The sequence below is a fragment of the Neobacillus sp. DFD-2R genome, assembly GCF_057747865.1.
In genome coordinates, this window is sequence record NZ_CM173228.1 from 4,462,647 (window position 1) to 4,478,487 (window position 15,841).

General features: G+C 35.2%; 17 protein-coding genes. 5 read left to right on the forward strand and 12 right to left on the reverse strand.

The window, feature by feature from the left end; all coding sequences use genetic code 11:
• Positions 1 to 5: 5 nt before the first annotated feature.
• The 3 genes from AC3ANV_RS22340 to AC3ANV_RS22350 form a co-directional block, all read right to left on the reverse strand.
• Positions 6 to 728, reverse strand: a complete 723-nt coding sequence (locus AC3ANV_RS22340) for an EcsC family protein (RefSeq protein WP_488310848.1) — start codon at positions 726 to 728, stop codon at positions 6 to 8.
• Between the two features lie 89 nt (positions 729 to 817).
• The gene (locus AC3ANV_RS22345; RefSeq protein WP_488310849.1) at positions 818 to 2,044 is read right to left on the reverse strand and encodes an ABC transporter permease; all 1,227 of its coding nucleotides are present in this window, start codon (positions 2,042 to 2,044) and stop codon (positions 818 to 820) included.
• On the reverse strand, positions 2,037 to 2,777 hold the full coding sequence (locus tag AC3ANV_RS22350; RefSeq protein ID WP_488310850.1) for an ABC transporter ATP-binding protein: 741 nt from the start codon (positions 2,775 to 2,777) through the stop codon (positions 2,037 to 2,039). The genes AC3ANV_RS22345 and AC3ANV_RS22350 overlap by 8 nt, the downstream gene beginning before the upstream one ends.
• A gap of 683 nt (positions 2,778 to 3,460) precedes the next feature.
• Between AC3ANV_RS22350 and AC3ANV_RS22355 the strand changes: the two genes are divergently transcribed.
• The 3 genes from AC3ANV_RS22355 (at position 3,461) to AC3ANV_RS22365 (ending at position 5,541) form a co-directional block, all read left to right on the forward strand.
• A complete protein-coding gene (locus tag AC3ANV_RS22355; RefSeq protein ID WP_488310851.1) occupies positions 3,461 to 3,880 on the forward strand; it encodes an HIT family protein in 420 nt (139 codons plus the stop codon).
• A gap of 229 nt (positions 3,881 to 4,109) precedes the next feature.
• Positions 4,110 to 4,640 (forward strand): tryptophan transporter, encoded by a 531-nt coding sequence (locus AC3ANV_RS22360; RefSeq protein ID WP_488310852.1) that lies wholly within the window; start codon positions 4,110 to 4,112, stop codon positions 4,638 to 4,640.
• A 325-nt stretch (positions 4,641 to 4,965) separates the two neighbouring features.
• Entirely contained in the window at positions 4,966 to 5,541 is a 576-nt protein-coding gene (locus tag AC3ANV_RS22365) for an HTH-type transcriptional regulator Hpr (RefSeq protein ID WP_488310853.1), read from the forward strand.
• A gap of 2 nt (positions 5,542 to 5,543) precedes the next feature.
• On the opposite strand, the gene AC3ANV_RS22370 is transcribed toward AC3ANV_RS22365, so the two are convergent.
• A complete protein-coding gene (locus tag AC3ANV_RS22370; RefSeq protein WP_488310854.1) occupies positions 5,544 to 5,879 on the reverse strand; it encodes a DUF1878 family protein in 336 nt (111 codons plus the stop codon).
• A gap of 226 nt (positions 5,880 to 6,105) precedes the next feature.
• On the opposite strand from AC3ANV_RS22370, the gene AC3ANV_RS22375 reads away from it, so the two are divergent.
• The gene (locus tag AC3ANV_RS22375) at positions 6,106 to 6,285 is read left to right on the forward strand and encodes a hypothetical protein (protein ID WP_488310855.1); all 180 of its coding nucleotides are present in this window, start codon (positions 6,106 to 6,108) and stop codon (positions 6,283 to 6,285) included.
• A gap of 274 nt (positions 6,286 to 6,559) precedes the next feature.
• Here AC3ANV_RS22375 and AC3ANV_RS22380 read toward each other — a convergent pair whose 3' ends face one another.
• Positions 6,560 to 6,655 carry a YjcZ family sporulation protein gene (locus AC3ANV_RS22380; protein ID WP_307405508.1) on the reverse strand — a complete coding sequence of 32 codons (96 nt, stop codon included), beginning with the start codon at positions 6,653 to 6,655 and terminating at the stop codon, positions 6,560 to 6,562.
• 60 nt (positions 6,656 to 6,715) lie between these two features.
• A complete protein-coding gene (locus tag AC3ANV_RS22385) occupies positions 6,716 to 6,823 on the reverse strand; it encodes a YjcZ family sporulation protein (protein WP_488310856.1) in 108 nt (35 codons plus the stop codon).
• A 178-nt stretch (positions 6,824 to 7,001) separates the two neighbouring features.
• Here AC3ANV_RS22385 and AC3ANV_RS22390 point away from each other — a divergent pair, with 178 nt between their 5' ends.
• Entirely contained in the window at positions 7,002 to 7,883 is an 882-nt protein-coding gene (locus AC3ANV_RS22390; RefSeq protein ID WP_488310857.1) for a peptidylprolyl isomerase, read from the forward strand.
• A gap of 70 nt (positions 7,884 to 7,953) precedes the next feature.
• On the opposite strand, the gene AC3ANV_RS22395 is transcribed toward AC3ANV_RS22390, so the two are convergent.
• The 6 genes from AC3ANV_RS22395 to AC3ANV_RS22420 all read right to left on the reverse strand — a co-directional run bounded on the left by AC3ANV_RS22395 (position 7,954) and on the right by AC3ANV_RS22420 (position 15,753).
• A complete protein-coding gene (locus tag AC3ANV_RS22395) occupies positions 7,954 to 8,142 on the reverse strand; it encodes a sporulation YhaL family protein (RefSeq protein ID WP_488310858.1) in 189 nt (62 codons plus the stop codon).
• 108 nt (positions 8,143 to 8,250) lie between these two features.
• On the reverse strand, positions 8,251 to 9,195 hold the full coding sequence (gene yhaM / locus AC3ANV_RS22400; RefSeq protein WP_488310859.1) for a 3'-5' exoribonuclease YhaM: 945 nt from the start codon (positions 9,193 to 9,195) through the stop codon (positions 8,251 to 8,253).
• 53 nt (positions 9,196 to 9,248) lie between these two features.
• Entirely contained in the window at positions 9,249 to 12,254 is a 3,006-nt protein-coding gene (locus AC3ANV_RS22405; RefSeq protein WP_488310860.1) for an ATP-binding protein, read from the reverse strand.
• Between the two features lie 18 nt (positions 12,255 to 12,272).
• Positions 12,273 to 13,490 (reverse strand): metallophosphoesterase family protein, encoded by a 1,218-nt coding sequence (locus tag AC3ANV_RS22410; RefSeq protein ID WP_488310861.1) that lies wholly within the window; start codon positions 13,488 to 13,490, stop codon positions 12,273 to 12,275.
• A 117-nt stretch (positions 13,491 to 13,607) separates the two neighbouring features.
• Complete coding sequence (locus AC3ANV_RS22415) at positions 13,608 to 14,861, reverse strand: ABC transporter permease (protein WP_488310862.1); 1,254 nt, start codon at positions 14,859 to 14,861, stop codon at positions 13,608 to 13,610.
• Entirely contained in the window at positions 14,854 to 15,753 is a 900-nt protein-coding gene (locus AC3ANV_RS22420; RefSeq protein ID WP_488310863.1) for an ABC transporter ATP-binding protein, read from the reverse strand. The genes AC3ANV_RS22415 and AC3ANV_RS22420 overlap by 8 nt, the downstream gene beginning before the upstream one ends.
• Positions 15,754 to 15,841: the final 88 nt, after the last annotated feature.

Here is a 15,841-nt window from a genome sequence, read left to right on the forward strand (position 1 = left end):
TGAACTTAAAGTTCAGGGGCTTTTTTTAATATTCTTAATCGATAAGCATTCATGGAAGTTTCACCTAAATGCTTAAGAAGATTGTTATTGGCATATGCACCGACAAATGCACCAATCCCGGGGACAAGCTGGAGAATTTTGGAAAAATCGATATAATCCCGGTATTCTTGTTGGAACTGACGCCAATCCATTTCAACAAGCGCTTGTTTTTTATCCTCCCAGTTTTCTATTTTGATTAATGTATTCTTTCTTGTTTCGTCACTAGAAAACGCAAGCAGAAAAACATAAAGAATAAATACCCTTTCCTCATATTCACTTGTATTAAAACCATAAATAGAAGCAATATCAAAAAGGAATTTCAGTTTGATGGTGAGCAATAAGGGGAAGTCAGCAAGACCCAAAAGGATCCCTCCTGCCCCTGTTCCAGCTCCTTCCACCATTGCCGCCTTCTGATAAATGGCTATTTTCTTTCTCGCTAATTCATCCCGTTCTATGAGAGAATATCCTCTGGCTTGATTTTTATTTGTGGTAATTTGTGAGCCAAATAAAGTCGTTTTAACCATTGCCTTGATACTATCTGTCATAACGAGATGAACCTTTTCAGGTATAAAGCTATTTAGTTTCCCTTGTGCTTTTTTCGATAATCGTTTCATTAATCCTGAACGTTTGGTTATTTTTCGCTTCCATTCGTCCACTTCATCATAAACCTTTAATTCATAATCATTCATCGTCTCCAACCCTTTTCAATCATTTATCGTGTTTTACGAGTCTTAGCATTTATTGTTCTCAAAAAAAGAGACAAACTCCATAGCATGGGTCAGTCTCTTTCCTCCTTTGCTTCTAATCGATTTTTACTATAAAAATACACAAATAGATAGCTAAAACCTATTCCTGAAAATAATACCAGGAATGCAGCTGTGATTTCACCTTTAATGATAATAAACAATGTAAAGATGAAAGTTTGGATAAGTAAAATAACCATTAATAAATAGTGGAAGGCTGCGGTTTTATATTTTGGTGCAACAGGATATAAGTCAACCCACAGTTTGTTTCGATGATGATTCCATAACGGTAAGAGCTGAAAACCGGTTAAATATAGAAAAAGAATAGCGAGTAAGACTTGTCCTCCCCCAAATGAAAGGAAATACAAAGCAATCGTACCGATAACCGTTAACCGAATAAAAAGTCCCAAATAATCAGAGGAACGCAAGAAAGCTCTAGAAAACAAAAATAGATAAGTCTTTTCGGACGAAAAAGCAATTTTACTTATGTAAAGATCTAACCATTTTCTCCTTTTAACTGTTTCTTTTAATTTAGGAACATCAGTAAATAAATTGGCGAGTCGATAAAAAGAAGCCATCCTTTTCTCTTCATGGTCAATTAATAGATCCCATTTTAGCCCTATTTTTTTTGTCCGGACATAAAAGGCCCGATAGTAAAATGCCATAACCAAAACGATTAGCAATAAAATAACAAGGCCGGCATGTTTAAATAATAAAAAAGTAAATGCTACATTGATGAAATATCTGACGAACATGTCCGAAAAAATAACGGATGATTGAATATAAAAATGAATTCTCCAACTAATGGCCAAATTCCATGCTTTAATAACCAATAGCACAACAAAAAAGGGAAGAAACGAATGAAACCCTTCAGAGCTTTTATGCGCATACATCGGCATTAGAACTGCAAATAGCAGTAATAGAACATACCCCTGAAAGACAAGACTCACTGCGCCTGAACGCAGGAAATAGCCTTTTAATTTGTTTTCAAGTGGAAGCAAAAATATCTGATCTGCTTCCATTAAAAAATTGTAAACAGGACTGTACGTTAATAAAATGCCAATTAATATTGCCATTATGATTTCGGCGGGAAATCCGCTTGAAAGTGTCTTGATCCAATTTTGATAATAAAACGCACCCGCACCAATTAGAAATACCAAGACGATGACAAGATGACTATTAAAAATATAGCGAAGATAGCTCCCTAAATCCTTTACACGTTGACTAGCCCGCTTTTTCCAAAGTGTTTTTTCCTCAAACATAATTCTCTTCCTTCGTCAATTGAATATACAAATCATCTAGTGATGCAGTTGGCAGCGAAAATTGCTCTCTAAGTTGAGCAAGAGTACCTTTCGCCCTTATTTTCCCTTCATGAAGGATGATAAACCGATCACAATATTTTTCTGCAGTAGACAATATATGTGTGGACATTAAAATACCTGCTCCGTTTTCTTTCATTTTTTTCATCAAATCCAGCAGTGATTGAATGCCCAGTGGATCTAAACCAACAAATGGCTCATCGACAATATAGAGAACCGGTTGAACTAAAAAAGCACACATAATCATGACTTTTTGTTTCATCCCTTTTGAAAAATGAGAAGGAAACCAATTAAGCCGTTTTTCCATGCGAAATTCAGTCAGCAATGGAGAAATTCTTTTCTTATAAGTTGATTCATCAAGACCGTAAGCCATGGCAGTTAATTTTAAATGCTCATCTAATGTTAATTCTTCATATAATACTGGTGTTTCCGGAACAAACGTAAATAACCTACGGTACGCTTCTTTATCTTCATTGAATGCTTTTCCCTTAATTTTTATTGAACCGCGATGCGGCTCCATCAATCCGATAATATGTTTTATGGTTGTACTCTTCCCTGCCCCATTTAAGCCAATTAAACCAACAAGTTCTTTTTCCTTCACTTCAAAAGATACATCTTTTAAAACAGGGTTTCTCGTATAACCACCAACAAGATTTTCAATTGTTAATAACGACATTTTCGAACGCCCTTCCGTTTTATGGTTATTTCTCATTTTAACAAATTGTCCCCGATAAAAATAGGAATTGAAGTTTACATGTATATTTCTTTTAGAACCGGACATCATAATATTCGAAGGGGAAAACAACTACTTCGATGAAGAAATTCATCTAAATCTTGAAATGAGGTGTCTGTTAAAGACAATTTCCTTTCAAAAAAGTGAAGCTTTCAATCGTTTCAAATAAGGGGATGGTTGTTTTGCACAAAGTGCCATGTAACCATTTTGAGTTCAAGTAACACCAACTGTTTATATTGCAAACTCGCTGATTGACGAGCCCTTTTGGGCGAAGACAGAAGCGAAGTTAAACTTATGCTTTATAGGAAAGTTAAATTTCCTATTAGCGTAAAAAAATAAACGGCAAATGAGGTGTTTACCGCAGATCGTCATCCGTTTTTATAAGTTGGGAAAACATATAAAAACAACATAGGGGATGGTCAGCTTGAACAATGATGTCTCTTTATAAAAACACTCTATGAAAAATGAGGTGTTTATCAAAGAACACTCCTAAAATGAACGTCTAATTGAAGCAGCTCCCCTTCGAGAGGGCAGGATTCCATGCGGATCCTGCCTTTTTCTTCTTTATTACAGATAAATATGATAAAATACGGACGAACAATTCTATTGAAGGGCAGTGAATTTAGATGAGCGATTGTATTTTTTGCAAAATTGTCAATGGAGAAATACCTGCTGCTAAAGTATTTGAAAACGAACATGTACTGGCTTTTTTAGATATTAGCCAAGTGACAAAAGGTCACACGCTGGTTATCCCAAAGGTACATAAAGAAAACTTGTTTGAGCTTACTCCGGAAATAGCAAGAAATATATTTGAAGTCGTTCCTTCTATTGCGAATGCTTTAAAAAGTGAATTTGAACCAATTGGATTAAATTCCATTAATAATAACGGAGAACATGCCGGTCAATCCGTTTTTCACTACCATATGCATTTAATTCCGCGTTATGGTAAAGGGGATGGCTTTGGAGCAGTTTGGAAAAACAACCAAAGCGATTATACGCCTCAATTGTTACAAGACATGGCAAGTAACATCAATAAACACCTTTAAACAATAAGAAAAGCTCCAGCGCCTTGCTCAGGCGCTGGAGCCGGACAATTCTCAAAGATTAAAATTTTATATTTCTTTTCGAAAAAATGAGGAAGGAATAATTTTCAGAAAATTATTCCTTCCTCATTTTCATAATAATATGGTATAATAATTTCAAGTTTTTCGCTGCAGGCATTTAGCGCACTGCAGGAGAAACAATTAGCTGAGTCCAGCAGAGGAGAGATGAGAAATGAATACAAAGAATCTAGTTGCCTTATCACTTTTAGTGGGAATCGGGGCAGTCCTGCACGCAGTAGTTCCACCTGTTTTTCTTGGAATGAAGCCGGACATGATGTTAACAATGATGTTTTTAGGAATTATTCTTTTTCCTGAAGTGAAGAATGTTTTGTTAGTAGCAATTGTAACTGGAATTATTTCTGCTTTAACAACTGGATTTCCAGGAGGTCAAATTCCGAATATCATTGATAAACCTGTAACGGCATTATTATTCTTCCTTTTATTTTTAACCTTAGGAAAACTTCGGAATTCTATTATTAGCGTTGCTGTCTTGACTGCAGTAGGAACCATCCTATCAGGAACGGTATTTTTAACATCTGCTTATTTTATCGTAGGCTTACCGGGTCCTTTCACAGGGCTTTTCGCAGCAGTTGTTTTGCCGGCAGCTGCAGTTAATACCGTTGCGATGATTGTTTTGTATCCAGTTGCACTATCGGTGGTAAAAAGAACAAAATTGTCTTCAGCTTCCGTCATTCAAAAATAATGAACGGGATCCTCTTAACAGAAAAGAACCCCCGTGGGTTCTTTTCTTTGTATATATATTTACAATTATTCACTTCTAGTTCCTACTTATCCGCCATTTTTATGAGCCCTAATTCCCCAATTGGGATTTCAGACTTATAAAAAAGGAATAGTATGTATTGAATTTTCAAAATTTTTGAATTATATAGGATAAAAATGCTAATGAAATTCAGTCAATAAAAAATTATTATAATTTCTAAAAATTTTGTAAATTTATATCTTTATTAATTTTTATTTTATTGGCATAATGTTAATATAGAGAAATAGAAAAGTAGGTGAATATGGGGATGTCAGAGAAACAGTATTCGATGAAGGAAGCAATGGTTTTTACTCAACGAATTGCTCAACTAAGTAAAGCTTTGTGGAAATCGATTGAAAAAGATTGGCAGCAGTGGATAAAGCCTTTTGATTTAAATATTAATGAACATCATATTCTTTGGATTGCCTATCATTTAAACGGTGCTTCCATTTCAGATGTGGCAAAGTTTGGTGTAATGCATGTTTCAACAGCGTTCAATTTTTCGAAAAAGTTAGAAGAAAGAGGATTGCTCCAATTTTCAAAGAAAGAAAACGACAAACGTAATACGTATATTCAACTGACTGCTCAGGGAGAAGATATATTACTCCAGTTAATGGAAACCTATGAGCCAAACGGAAATGCTGTATTTTCGGGCGCATTGCCATTACGTGAATTATACGGAAAGTTTCCTGATATTATTGAAATGATGGCAATTGTTCGTAACATTTATGGTGATGATTTTATGGAGATATTCGAGCGTTCTTTCCATAATATCGAAAGTGAATTTATTGAAGAGAACGGAAAGCTTCGGAAGTCTGTAAAAACAGAACAAGAACTAGCCTGAAATCAAAGGTATTTTCGAAACTCCAGCATAAGCGTTTCAAACAATTGCTGTGTTAAACATGCATGAATTACCTCAAAAACATTTAAATTTGATGGAAGTGAAGTGGATAACTCATTAAAAAGCGGATGAAAGTAAACATATCCTTCCGCTTTTTGTTCTTCCATTTTTTTGCTCAATTTGTCACATAAATCAAAAAACTTCCGTACTTCCTCTTCTGAAATTCCATTTTCAATAATAAGCTTATAAAAATCGAGCTTTTGATTGTTTAAGATTTTAAAAAGCAGCTTTTGATGGTATTCAAGTAGATTTATTCGTTTTAACAATTCATGTTCATTCATAAAATGGACCTCATTTCTACCCATACATTTCCTTATGTTCATTATTTACCTTTTTGTGTTGAGGGTAAACCTTTTTTATTCACTTTACTAGATGTTTTTAAAATTTTAAAGACTTTCATTCCGGACTTTAACTTTCTGTTATTCTTCCATTCTTTTTGACTATCTTTTTATAAAAATTTTTGATATTGTAATTAACATACTATGAACAAAAGGGAGGGAATCGTTGATGATCTCCATTTTTATTGTTTTTGCAGTTTTTATCTTGTTTTATGTAAATAAAATGACCAATTCCCTTTGCATTCAAAAAGAGATACCTGAAGAACGTCAACATAAAGTTTTCCGTACCATTAATGTCCTCATCACTATTTTACTTATTTCGTCCTACGTGGAAATTTTATATACATAATTCAAGCAATAAATCTGCAAGGAAAATGGTCTAACAATCACTAAGGCTCTTTTCGTAAACTTTGTTGCTTTTGAAGCTTAATAAAGTTCATTTACTAAGTTTCTAGGCAATTTTCGCAAATGTCTTACGAAAAGATGCCACGAAGCTTCTAATTATACGGGTTGATAAATTTATACGAAAAACTACAATCTATGTGAAAATAGCCATCACTAAAAACAAACCCCGGAAAAAAATAGAAGCGATGAGGAAAATCTCATCGCTTTTTGATTGCTTATTAATAGATCCAAGAAGCACCAATGATAATTAACAGGATGAAAAGGACAACGACTAACGCGAATCCTCCACCACCGAATCCAACAGCACCTGACATACATTTCCCTCCCTTCGGATATGTTAAAGCTTGAGCTTGCCTCATGTTCGGTAAGTTAATTTACAGCCAAGCTGCCCCAACAATAATCAATAATATGAAAAGTACTACAATTAGAGCAATGCCAGTTCCATGTCCTATCGTAATACCTCCTTTATCATTAATTACCATATACTATTCAAGCTGTACTCTTTTCGTCTAGGCACATACCTTAGTTTTTGGCTGAAAAGTCCAAATCTTTTTTGCTTATAAGTCCCAGTTAAAATTTTTGCAGTGGTTACCATTTATGATATAGTAAAGGTTGTGGACAAGATGTCCACGAGAAATTACTGTTTAGGAGAGGTTCAGCATGAAAAAATGGATATTAGCCCTAACATTAGCTGGCGGGGTTATTGCTTTAAGTGCATGTAGTCAAAACGGTTCGAATAATGTTGCAGAAAGTAAGGTTGGGAATGTTACCCAGGATGAGCTTTACAGTGCGATGAAGGACAAGATTGGTAATCAAGCTTTACAACAGCTTGTTTTTGAAAAAGTTCTTTCCAAAAAATATACCGTTACTGATAAGGAATTAAACGACAAGGTTGCTCAATTAAAAGAACAACTTGGAACAAATTTTCAAGCCGCACTTGCTCAATATGGTTATAAAAGTGAAGCTGACCTTAAAAAGACAATGAAGCTTGGCATGCTTCAAGAGAAAGCAGCCATGAAAGATGTTAAAGTAACGGATAAAGAATTAAAGGATTACTACGCCAACTTAAAGCCGGAAATTTATGTACGCCATATCCTTCTTGCAGATGAAAAAACAGCACTGGATGTAAAGAAACAACTCGATTCCGGTGCAAAATTTGAAGATGTAGCAAAAAAATATTCCAAAGATACCGGATCAGCTGCACAAGGAGGCAACATTGGCTGGATTAATTCAAAAAATGAAGGTCAATATGATGCTGATTTTGTAAAGGGAGCATACGCCCTAAAAGTTAATCAGATTAGCGATCCAATTAAGTCACAATTTGGTTATCATATTATCCAAGTGACAAAGGAAAAAGCAAAGCAACCATATGATAAAATGAAAAGCGAAATTGAATATGATGTAAAATCTTCAAAATTAACAAGTGATATTATTAATAAAGCTATGGACCGGGAAATGAAAGCAGCCAATGTAAAAATTGACGACAAAGATTTAACAGACGCTCTTAAACCGCAAACTACTTCTTCAGCAACAGGACAATAATTTCTTTAGAACCTAAATTATTATAGCTAACAAAAAGGAGGAACTCTATGAGGAGTTCCTCCTTTTTACTTTAAACGCCAGTAGCCTTCTCTTCCTCCCGCCTTTCTTTTTCCCGTTCAAGACGTTTTATATAAATTTCACCTTCCTGTTCAATATGCTCCATTTCTAATTGCCGTTCTTCTCTTCCTGTTTTTATTGCCATTAGTGCACTAATAACAATCCCAACCACGACTGCATATACCCAAATAGGAATAACCATATTTATTGCTCCTTTCGATAGTGGTTGTCCACTTTTTATAAATACATATTCAGTTTTTGAAAAAATATTCTATTTTTAAATGAAAAAAGATAACCCTGGGGCTATCTTTTATTTATGGAAGACCGGCTTATAAAATGAACGGTTATCCAATGCGAAAATCCTCTCTGAAAATTCACCTGGTTTCACTCTTTCTAAAGCACGGTCAAGCATATTCATTTTTGCATCTAAATTATCAATATAATGAAGAATTTCTGCTTCCTTAATCAGTGGCGGTTTTGGACTTCCCCATTCGGCTTTTCCATGATGGCTAAGCACGAGGTGTTGCAGGATGAGAACCTCTTCACCGGAAATCCCCAGCTCTTCAGCTGTCTTGCCAATTTCATTGACCATAATGGTGATATGCCCCAGCAGATTCCCTTCAATAGTATAAACTGTCGAAACCGGCCCCGATAATTCCAATACTTTTCCCATATCATGCAAGATCACTCCAGCATAAAGCAAGTCCTTATCAAGGCTGGGATATAGCGATGCAATTCCCTTCGCCAGATCAAGCATGCTAACAACGTGGTAGGCAAGTCCGGATACGAACTCATGGTGATTTTTCGTTGCTGCCGGAAACTCCAGAAAGGCTTTCTGATGTTTTTTGATTAGATGGCGTGTAATCCTTTGGATGTTTGGATTTTTCATTTCAAAAATATACTGCGTAAGTCTGCTTGCCATTTCATCCTGGCTTAAGGGTGCTGTCTCCAAGAAATCATCCAATTTAACACTATCACTTGGACCTGTTCGCCGTATCTGGCGAATTTTCAGCTGACTTTTTCCGCGATAATTTTGTATATCCCCAAGTATTTTTACTATATTTTGTGCTGCATAGCTCTTTTCATCGTCTTCATTAGCATCCCAAAGCTTTGCTTCAATCTCACCGCTTTGATCTTGCAGGATTAACGTCAAAAATGGCTTACCATTACTGGCGGTGCCTTTCGTGGCGCTTTTAATAAGCAAAAATAACTCAACCTGTTCCCCAACATCAAAATGAAGAATCCCTTTACCCATACCTTTTCAACGCTCCTTCCATTAATTCTAGTATAACATATCGACCTATTACTCTAGGAAATAATTTGAACAGCACCTTTATTTAGGGAAATAATGTTTTCCTTATGAAAATATTGCAGCAAATGTCTATGACAAGTGAAAAATAGAATTTGATTTTGATCTAGTTGTTTTAATAGCTCCATGATTTTTTGTGTTCGCCTTGCATCAAAATTAACGAAGCTGTCATCGATAATGATCGGGAAACGATACTTTTCATAAAGCGTTGTTGCTAATGCTAACCGAATGGAAACGTAAACCTGCTCTGTTGTCGCTTGACTTAATTCATTTGCTTCAAATAGGGTATGATCGATTCTTTCAATTAAAAATCCTGTCCCTGATTCCTGTAAATGAATCTTATGATAACTTCCATCTGTAAGGAAAAATAAGTACTCCTCAGCTTTTGCAAGCATCCTGGGCAGATGAACTTTTTTATATTTTTCTACAGTTTTCGAGAGTAAATCATGTGCTAAACAATAGACAGACCATTCTTTTGCAGATTCCTCTAATTCAAACTTTTTTTGCTTAAATTGATGGAGTAAATTTGAGTATACTCCCCCCTCTTCGAGAATCTGTATTTCGTATTTTATTGATGCCTGTTCCTCTTGAAGCTTTTTTAAATAAGTTTGTAAATTTAGGGCTTCATCATTATATTTATTAATGATTTCATCACAATTAAGAACCGGAAGAAAGCTTTCCCTTTCAGCTTCATTTAGCATAGAATACTGCAGCTGTTTTTTTATATCTTCAAGTCTTTCAAACAACTTCCCTTGTTTTTCAGCTTTAATACCAAGTTCATAGTATTGTTGAATATTTTCCACATTTGCTTCATTTAAAAGCTTTTTTAATTCCTCCTCCAGATGCTGCCGTTCCTTGATTATTTGTTGCATGTCAGCTTCCAGATCAGTAAGCTTCGTTCGTTTTTCCTGATATTTAATTTGCTTTTCATTCTCTTCTTTAAGCTTGGTCCTCAATAAATAGGCAGCTTTTTGAAAATCCAAAGTTTCCCCTGACAAAAATTGATTTGCAAAAAACTCTAGTCCATTTACTATTTTCGATTGTTCGTAAGTAATTTGGTCAAGTCTTGCAAACATTTGCTTTTTTTCCCTACTTACAGTTTTACATTGTTCAATTAGCTGAAATGCTTCTAGTAAGAAAGATTTAGCAATATATTCGGGTATGTTTAATTCACGGCTTATTGTTAAAAGTTTCTCTTTATTTTCGGCAGACTGTGCTTCCCATTCTTCAAATTTTGATATTACTTTATCATATTGATTATGCTGCTGCTCTACCATTACTTTTAACAATTGCAGATGTTCTCTCCGGCGATTATCTAGTTTTAATTGTTCCTCTAAAACTGAGATATTTCTATATTCTGCTGATTCAAGCTTTTGGATTATTTGTTTTTCCTTTTCTCTTAAACCATTAAGGAGTTGGCTGACCTCATGTTCTTTTGGTTGCCGCAAGTTTTTGGTCATAAAAGTGCCAATTAAAATACAACCGATCACACCTAAAAATAACAAAACCCATTGTTTAGTCCACACCCCATATAAGGCAAGTCCAATTAAAACGATGGAAAAGGCAAAAAACTGAATTTTTTTCTGATTATTAAAACTTGCCAAAGTATTTTTATTCTGTTCAGTTGCATGCCTGTAAAACTCAATTTTATCTTTTAATGCATCCAATTCCATTTCTAAACTCTTTTTGCCATGTCCGCCATTTATTTGCGTTTCAAGCCTTTCCCTTTCATGCTTAGAAAAAATTTGGCTCTCTGCTACCCGTATCTCTTTTTCGATTTTTTCCAGTGCGTTTTTTTCTTCCTGATACCGATCTTCCAGCTCCTGCTTTACTTCTAGCAGCTTTTGACCTTTTTTTGATACCATCTCCACTTGGTTTTTCATATAGATATTTGTATTAATTGAAAATATTTCTTCTTCATCTAAAAAAGGTAAATGAAGTTTTTCTTTAATGGATGTAAGCTTTTCTTCCAACTCTTTTAGCTTCATTTCACATTGCAGCTTCTCTTGCTTTAATTTTTCATAAATCGGCAATTGGTCAAGAATAGTTAATATTGCTGACTCATGATTAAGAAAGCCAAGTTCCGGCTCTATGGAGTCTAATTCTTTATTCAAACTCTTTATTCTGTCTGCAATGCTGGAAACTTGTGCATTATAAGGATGAATTAATTGATTAAGCTTTTCTGCTCTCTCAATCCCTCTTGCAGGAAAATAAATTTCCCCTAAACGATCGATTTCTTTTTTTGTCCATATTTCCTCTTTGACAAATGATTGTATTTTCTTCCACTCTTTCAGTTTGTCAATCTTACCATTAATCCCTTCTATTAATCCGTGAATTTCCACTATTTCTTGTTGAAGTGATTCCTTTTTTTCTATTAGTGCCTCATATTCTTGATTTTTTTCGGAAGCTTTTTTTAAATCGCCATTTAATTCTTGAAGTGCCAGTAATTTATCATTTATCAATGGCTTCTTACCACCTGGCTTAAAGCGGGCCTCTAATTCTTTTTGCAGCACGGCTTCCGTTTTCGATAATCGTTCAGTCCCTAATGTCCCCGCGGAAAACAAAAATTTACCAATTTCATCTCCCTTCATTTGATGAATATTTTGCAACCCCTGTAAGTTAAAGGAAAAAACAGATTGAAATAAACTTTTATCAAAGTCCGCTAATAATTGTTTTAACAGGTCCTCGCCGCCCAATGTACCATCTTCTAAAGAAACAGTTACATCCCCTGTTGATTTTCCTTTCACACGTTCAATTACTGTAAGCCCACGCTCCTCATGTAAAACGATTAATTTCCCACCGTATTTTGTGTTGTGTTTCGGTTCGTACCGTAATTCAGATTGTTGTTTAGTCGGAAATCCAAATAGGATACCATGAATAAATGCCATAATCGTCGATTTACCGGCTTCATTCTCTCCGAAAAATAATTGAAAATCACTTATATTATTTATTTTGACATTGTCCAATTGACCATAGCCGTATATGTGCATGCCGATAATTTTCAATAAAAGATCCCCTTCCTGTTATTGATACAGTAATTTGATTAACAGCTTCTCAGCATTTTGAATGAGTTCTTTTTGTTCAGAGCCGGATAATTGGGATAAATATTTCCTCCCTAAATGATGCTCATATAAAGGAGCTAAAGTTTCGCCAATATCACTATATTGTTCTGTAATTTCAAAAAGCTCCGCATAAAAATTTGCTTCCGTTTTTAATTGTTCTTTGTCCAGGTGCAAACTTTCAGAGACAATCAAATCGACTATCCAAACAAACGATTCTTCGTCCTTTTCCCCATCTAAAAGCAATTCTAAAAGTTCTCCATCAAGAGTTCTTTTTTCCCGATCATCGTCCAATTCTATATTTTCCAAATAAAGTGTAAGTAGGGTTCCATTATTGACATTTCGAAAACTATTTATTTTATTTTGGCATAATTGAAATAAATCATGAAAATTGCGTGCAGTTGAGGCATCGACAGTTGCCTCTTCCCAAACAACCTCTGAAGTTTCAATAAAAACTATTTTTGCTTCTAATTCTGTTAATGTCACATGGTAACAGCCTTTTACCCCAATTTCCTTCTTATTTCGCCCTTGAATATTCCCCGGATATACAATTGGCGGGGTTTCAGAAAGTATCGCCTTTTTATGGATGTGCCCTAATGCCCAATAATCAAATTGTTTTTCATATAAGTCCTGAACTGAAAAGGGTGCATAGTTATCGTGTTCATGCCCCCCTCCCTCATTACCATGAAGAATACCAATATGAAAATCAGCGCCCTTTTTTTTCTTATAATCTTCAATTTTCTTCTCAAAAACATGCCGATCGGGATAACTAAAACCGTAAAGATGTATCATTTCACCGTTTTTTGTTTTTACCTGTTTAGTTTCTACCTCACTAGTAAATATGTGAACATTCGGAGGCATTTTCAAGTTAACCCACTTTCCGTTTAAGTGATCGTGATTTCCGTGAACAACATAAACGGGAATTCCCTTTTCCGACAACTTGAGCATTTCCGTACGAAACCGTGATTGTGCCCTTAAACTACGGTCTTCCCCATCAAATAAATCACCTGCTAAAATAACAAAATTGACACGGTTTTTGATCGCAGTTTCTGTTATCTTTTTTAATGCCGTAAAGGTGCTTTCCCTTACTTTTGAATAAATGTTTGGAGGCAAATGCCTCAATCCGACCATAGGGGAGTCCAAATGTAAATCTGCTGCGTGAATAAATGTTATCTGTTTCATAAAAAATTCCTTTCACGTCTTTTCCTTCATTTTAGCACCTTCAAAAAGCGAATGCACGTTCCGATAAAAAAGAAATAAAAAAGGAGTCTTGCCATTAGCAAAAGCTCCTTATTACCATTATTCATTCTTTGTTAATTGCAAAGCTTTTTTAATATCTTTATAGGAATTTGATTTTCCATACATTAAAACTCCGCCTTTATAAACTCGGGCACCAAATATAGCCAGGATTATTATCGTTCCAATAAGTATGCCGATTCCTATTAAAGATTCCCAGACAGGAATGTTCAACATACCAACCCGTAAAAACATAATCATCGGTGTAAAGAATGGAATGTAAGAGGTAACCGTAATAAATGGTGAATCCGGCTTGTTTAGACCAAACATGGCAATCATAAATCCACCAACCACCAGCATCGTCATCGGTGTAATCATCTGCTGAACATCTTCAATCCTGCTGACTAATGATCCTAAAAATGCTGCAAGCGTTGCATAAAGAAAATACCCCAATATGAAGAAAATCACAGCATAGACTATGGTTCCCAGCGGAATACTGCTAAATCCAAAAGCATCAAAAAATCCACCTTTTAAGGATTCCATATTATGTTTAATCGATGAATAACCTACTGATAACAATACAGCAAGCTGCGTAAGACTTAATAGTCCAATTCCTAATATTTTTGCAAACATCTGTTTTATGGGTGAAACACTGGAAATTAATATTTCCATTACCCTGGATGACTTTTCTGTCGCTACTTCCATTGCTATCATATTTGCATACATAATTACAGCAAAATAAATGATAAATAGAAGCACGTATACAAGTCCCCGTGCTTGATTTAATTGTTCTTCAGTTTTCGCATTCTTCTCAAGCGCCATTTTTTCAAAAGAAACGGGTTCATAAAGCTTTTTCAGCTGTGCAGGCGTTAGATTAATCTGAGAAGCAGCAAGCATTGTTTTAATTTGCTGGAGTGAAGTTTGCAGATCAGAATATACACTTGAATCAGCAATACTCATTGCTTTATATTTAGCAACCGGGAGATTCTCCTCACTGAAACTTAATTGGATATACCCTTTATAGTCACCATTTTTAACTGCTTTTTCGGCATTCTGTTCACTTCCCTTAAATAGAGTGAGCTTCATTTCTTTATTCACTGTTCCAAGTTGTTTCTTAAGCGGCTCGTAAAGCCGGCCTGTTTCATCGAGAACGGCAACTTTGTCTTTTCCTCCGTTTTTATCAAAAATATCAATGATCCTATTAATGTTAGTAAAAGCTAACATGATTACTACAGTCAATAGAGTCGTAATAAGAAAGGATTTTGTTTTAAACTTGTTTAAATAGGTGTGGAATAATATAATCCGGAAACTATTCATATGAATTACCTACTTTCTCGATAAAAATATCATTTAAAGAAGGTTCCTCAAGGGCAAATTTACGGATAAAGCCTTTACTCACAATTTCATTAAGAATTTGTTCTGCCACTTTCTCGCCTTTAATCTGCAGGTGCATTCCCTCCATTGTTGTTTTGGTTTTTACTACTCCGGGATAATTCTTTAATGAATCTAAGGAAAAATCAGCATGGATCACAAGATTTTTTTTAGCAAATGTCCGTTTTATTTCTTTTAACGACCCGTGTACTACCGGCCTGCCTTTGTGCAATATACAAAGATGTTCACACATCTCCTCGACATGCTCCATCCGGTGACTCGAAAAAACAATGGTTGCTCCATTCTCTTTCAAGGATAAGACTGATTCCTTTAATAGTTCAACATTAACCGGGTCAAGTCCGCTAAATGGCTCATCAAGTATTAATAATTTTGGCTTATGTATGACCGCTGCAATAAATTGGATTTTCTGTTGGTTTCCTTTTGATAATTCTTCAACTTTCTTACTCTCATACTCCGGAATTTTAAATTGCTTCAGCCAAAATTTTAATTCTGATAACGCCTCGCTCTTTGGCATTCCTCTTAATCTTGCCAAATAAACGATTTGATCATTTACCTTTAATTTAGGGTACAAGCCTCTTTCCTCAGGAAGATAGCCGACCAAGTGGCTCGTTGAATAATCGATCGGACGTTCATCCCAGGTAATTTCCCCCCCGCTCGGGTCAAGCAGACCTAATATCATCCTGAATGTAGTCGTTTTTCCTGCGCCATTTGCCCCTAAAAAACCAAACATTTCTTTTTCGGGAATTACCAAGGACAAATCCTCAACCGCCGTATACTGTCCAAAACGCTTGGTGACATGCTCAAGCCTAAGAACCATTTCCATTCCTCCTTTAATTATTTAGTACGTCTCTTAAATATATTAGTTTCAATATTTTTTTTGCATAAATGAAGCAATTATGCAAAAA

Bases quoted from the DNA above. Each gene is read 5' to 3' on its own strand.
- AC3ANV_RS22340 (WP_488310848.1), bottom strand. From the start codon at position 728: ATGAATGATTATGAATTAAAGGTTTATGATGAAGTGGACGAATGGAAG.
- AC3ANV_RS22345 (WP_488310849.1), bottom strand. From the start codon at position 2,044: ATGTTTGAGGAAAAAACACTTTGGAAAAAGCGGGCTAGTCAACGTGTA.
- AC3ANV_RS22350 (WP_488310850.1), bottom strand. From the start codon at position 2,777: ATGTCGTTATTAACAATTGAAAATCTTGTTGGTGGTTATACGAGAAAC.
- AC3ANV_RS22355 (WP_488310851.1), top strand. From the start codon at position 3,461: ATGAGCGATTGTATTTTTTGCAAAATTGTCAATGGAGAAATACCTGCT.
- AC3ANV_RS22360 (WP_488310852.1), top strand. From the start codon at position 4,110: ATGAATACAAAGAATCTAGTTGCCTTATCACTTTTAGTGGGAATCGGG.
- AC3ANV_RS22365 (WP_488310853.1), top strand. From the start codon at position 4,966: ATGTCAGAGAAACAGTATTCGATGAAGGAAGCAATGGTTTTTACTCAA.
- AC3ANV_RS22370 (WP_488310854.1), bottom strand. From the start codon at position 5,879: ATGAATGAACATGAATTGTTAAAACGAATAAATCTACTTGAATACCAT.
- AC3ANV_RS22375 (WP_488310855.1), top strand. From the start codon at position 6,106: ATGATCTCCATTTTTATTGTTTTTGCAGTTTTTATCTTGTTTTATGTA.
- AC3ANV_RS22380 (WP_307405508.1), bottom strand. From the start codon at position 6,655: ATGTCAGGTGCTGTTGGATTCGGTGGTGGAGGATTCGCGTTAGTCGTT.
- AC3ANV_RS22385 (WP_488310856.1), bottom strand. From the start codon at position 6,823: ATGGTAATTAATGATAAAGGAGGTATTACGATAGGACATGGAACTGGC.
- AC3ANV_RS22390 (WP_488310857.1), top strand. From the start codon at position 7,002: ATGAAAAAATGGATATTAGCCCTAACATTAGCTGGCGGGGTTATTGCT.
- AC3ANV_RS22395 (WP_488310858.1), bottom strand. From the start codon at position 8,142: ATGGTTATTCCTATTTGGGTATATGCAGTCGTGGTTGGGATTGTTATT.
- yhaM (WP_488310859.1), bottom strand. From the start codon at position 9,195: ATGGGTAAAGGGATTCTTCATTTTGATGTTGGGGAACAGGTTGAGTTA.
- AC3ANV_RS22410 (WP_488310861.1), bottom strand. From the start codon at position 13,490: ATGAAACAGATAACATTTATTCACGCAGCAGATTTACATTTGGACTCC.
- AC3ANV_RS22415 (WP_488310862.1), bottom strand. From the start codon at position 14,861: ATGAATAGTTTCCGGATTATATTATTCCACACCTATTTAAACAAGTTT.
- AC3ANV_RS22420 (WP_488310863.1), bottom strand. From the start codon at position 15,753: ATGGTTCTTAGGCTTGAGCATGTCACCAAGCGTTTTGGACAGTATACG.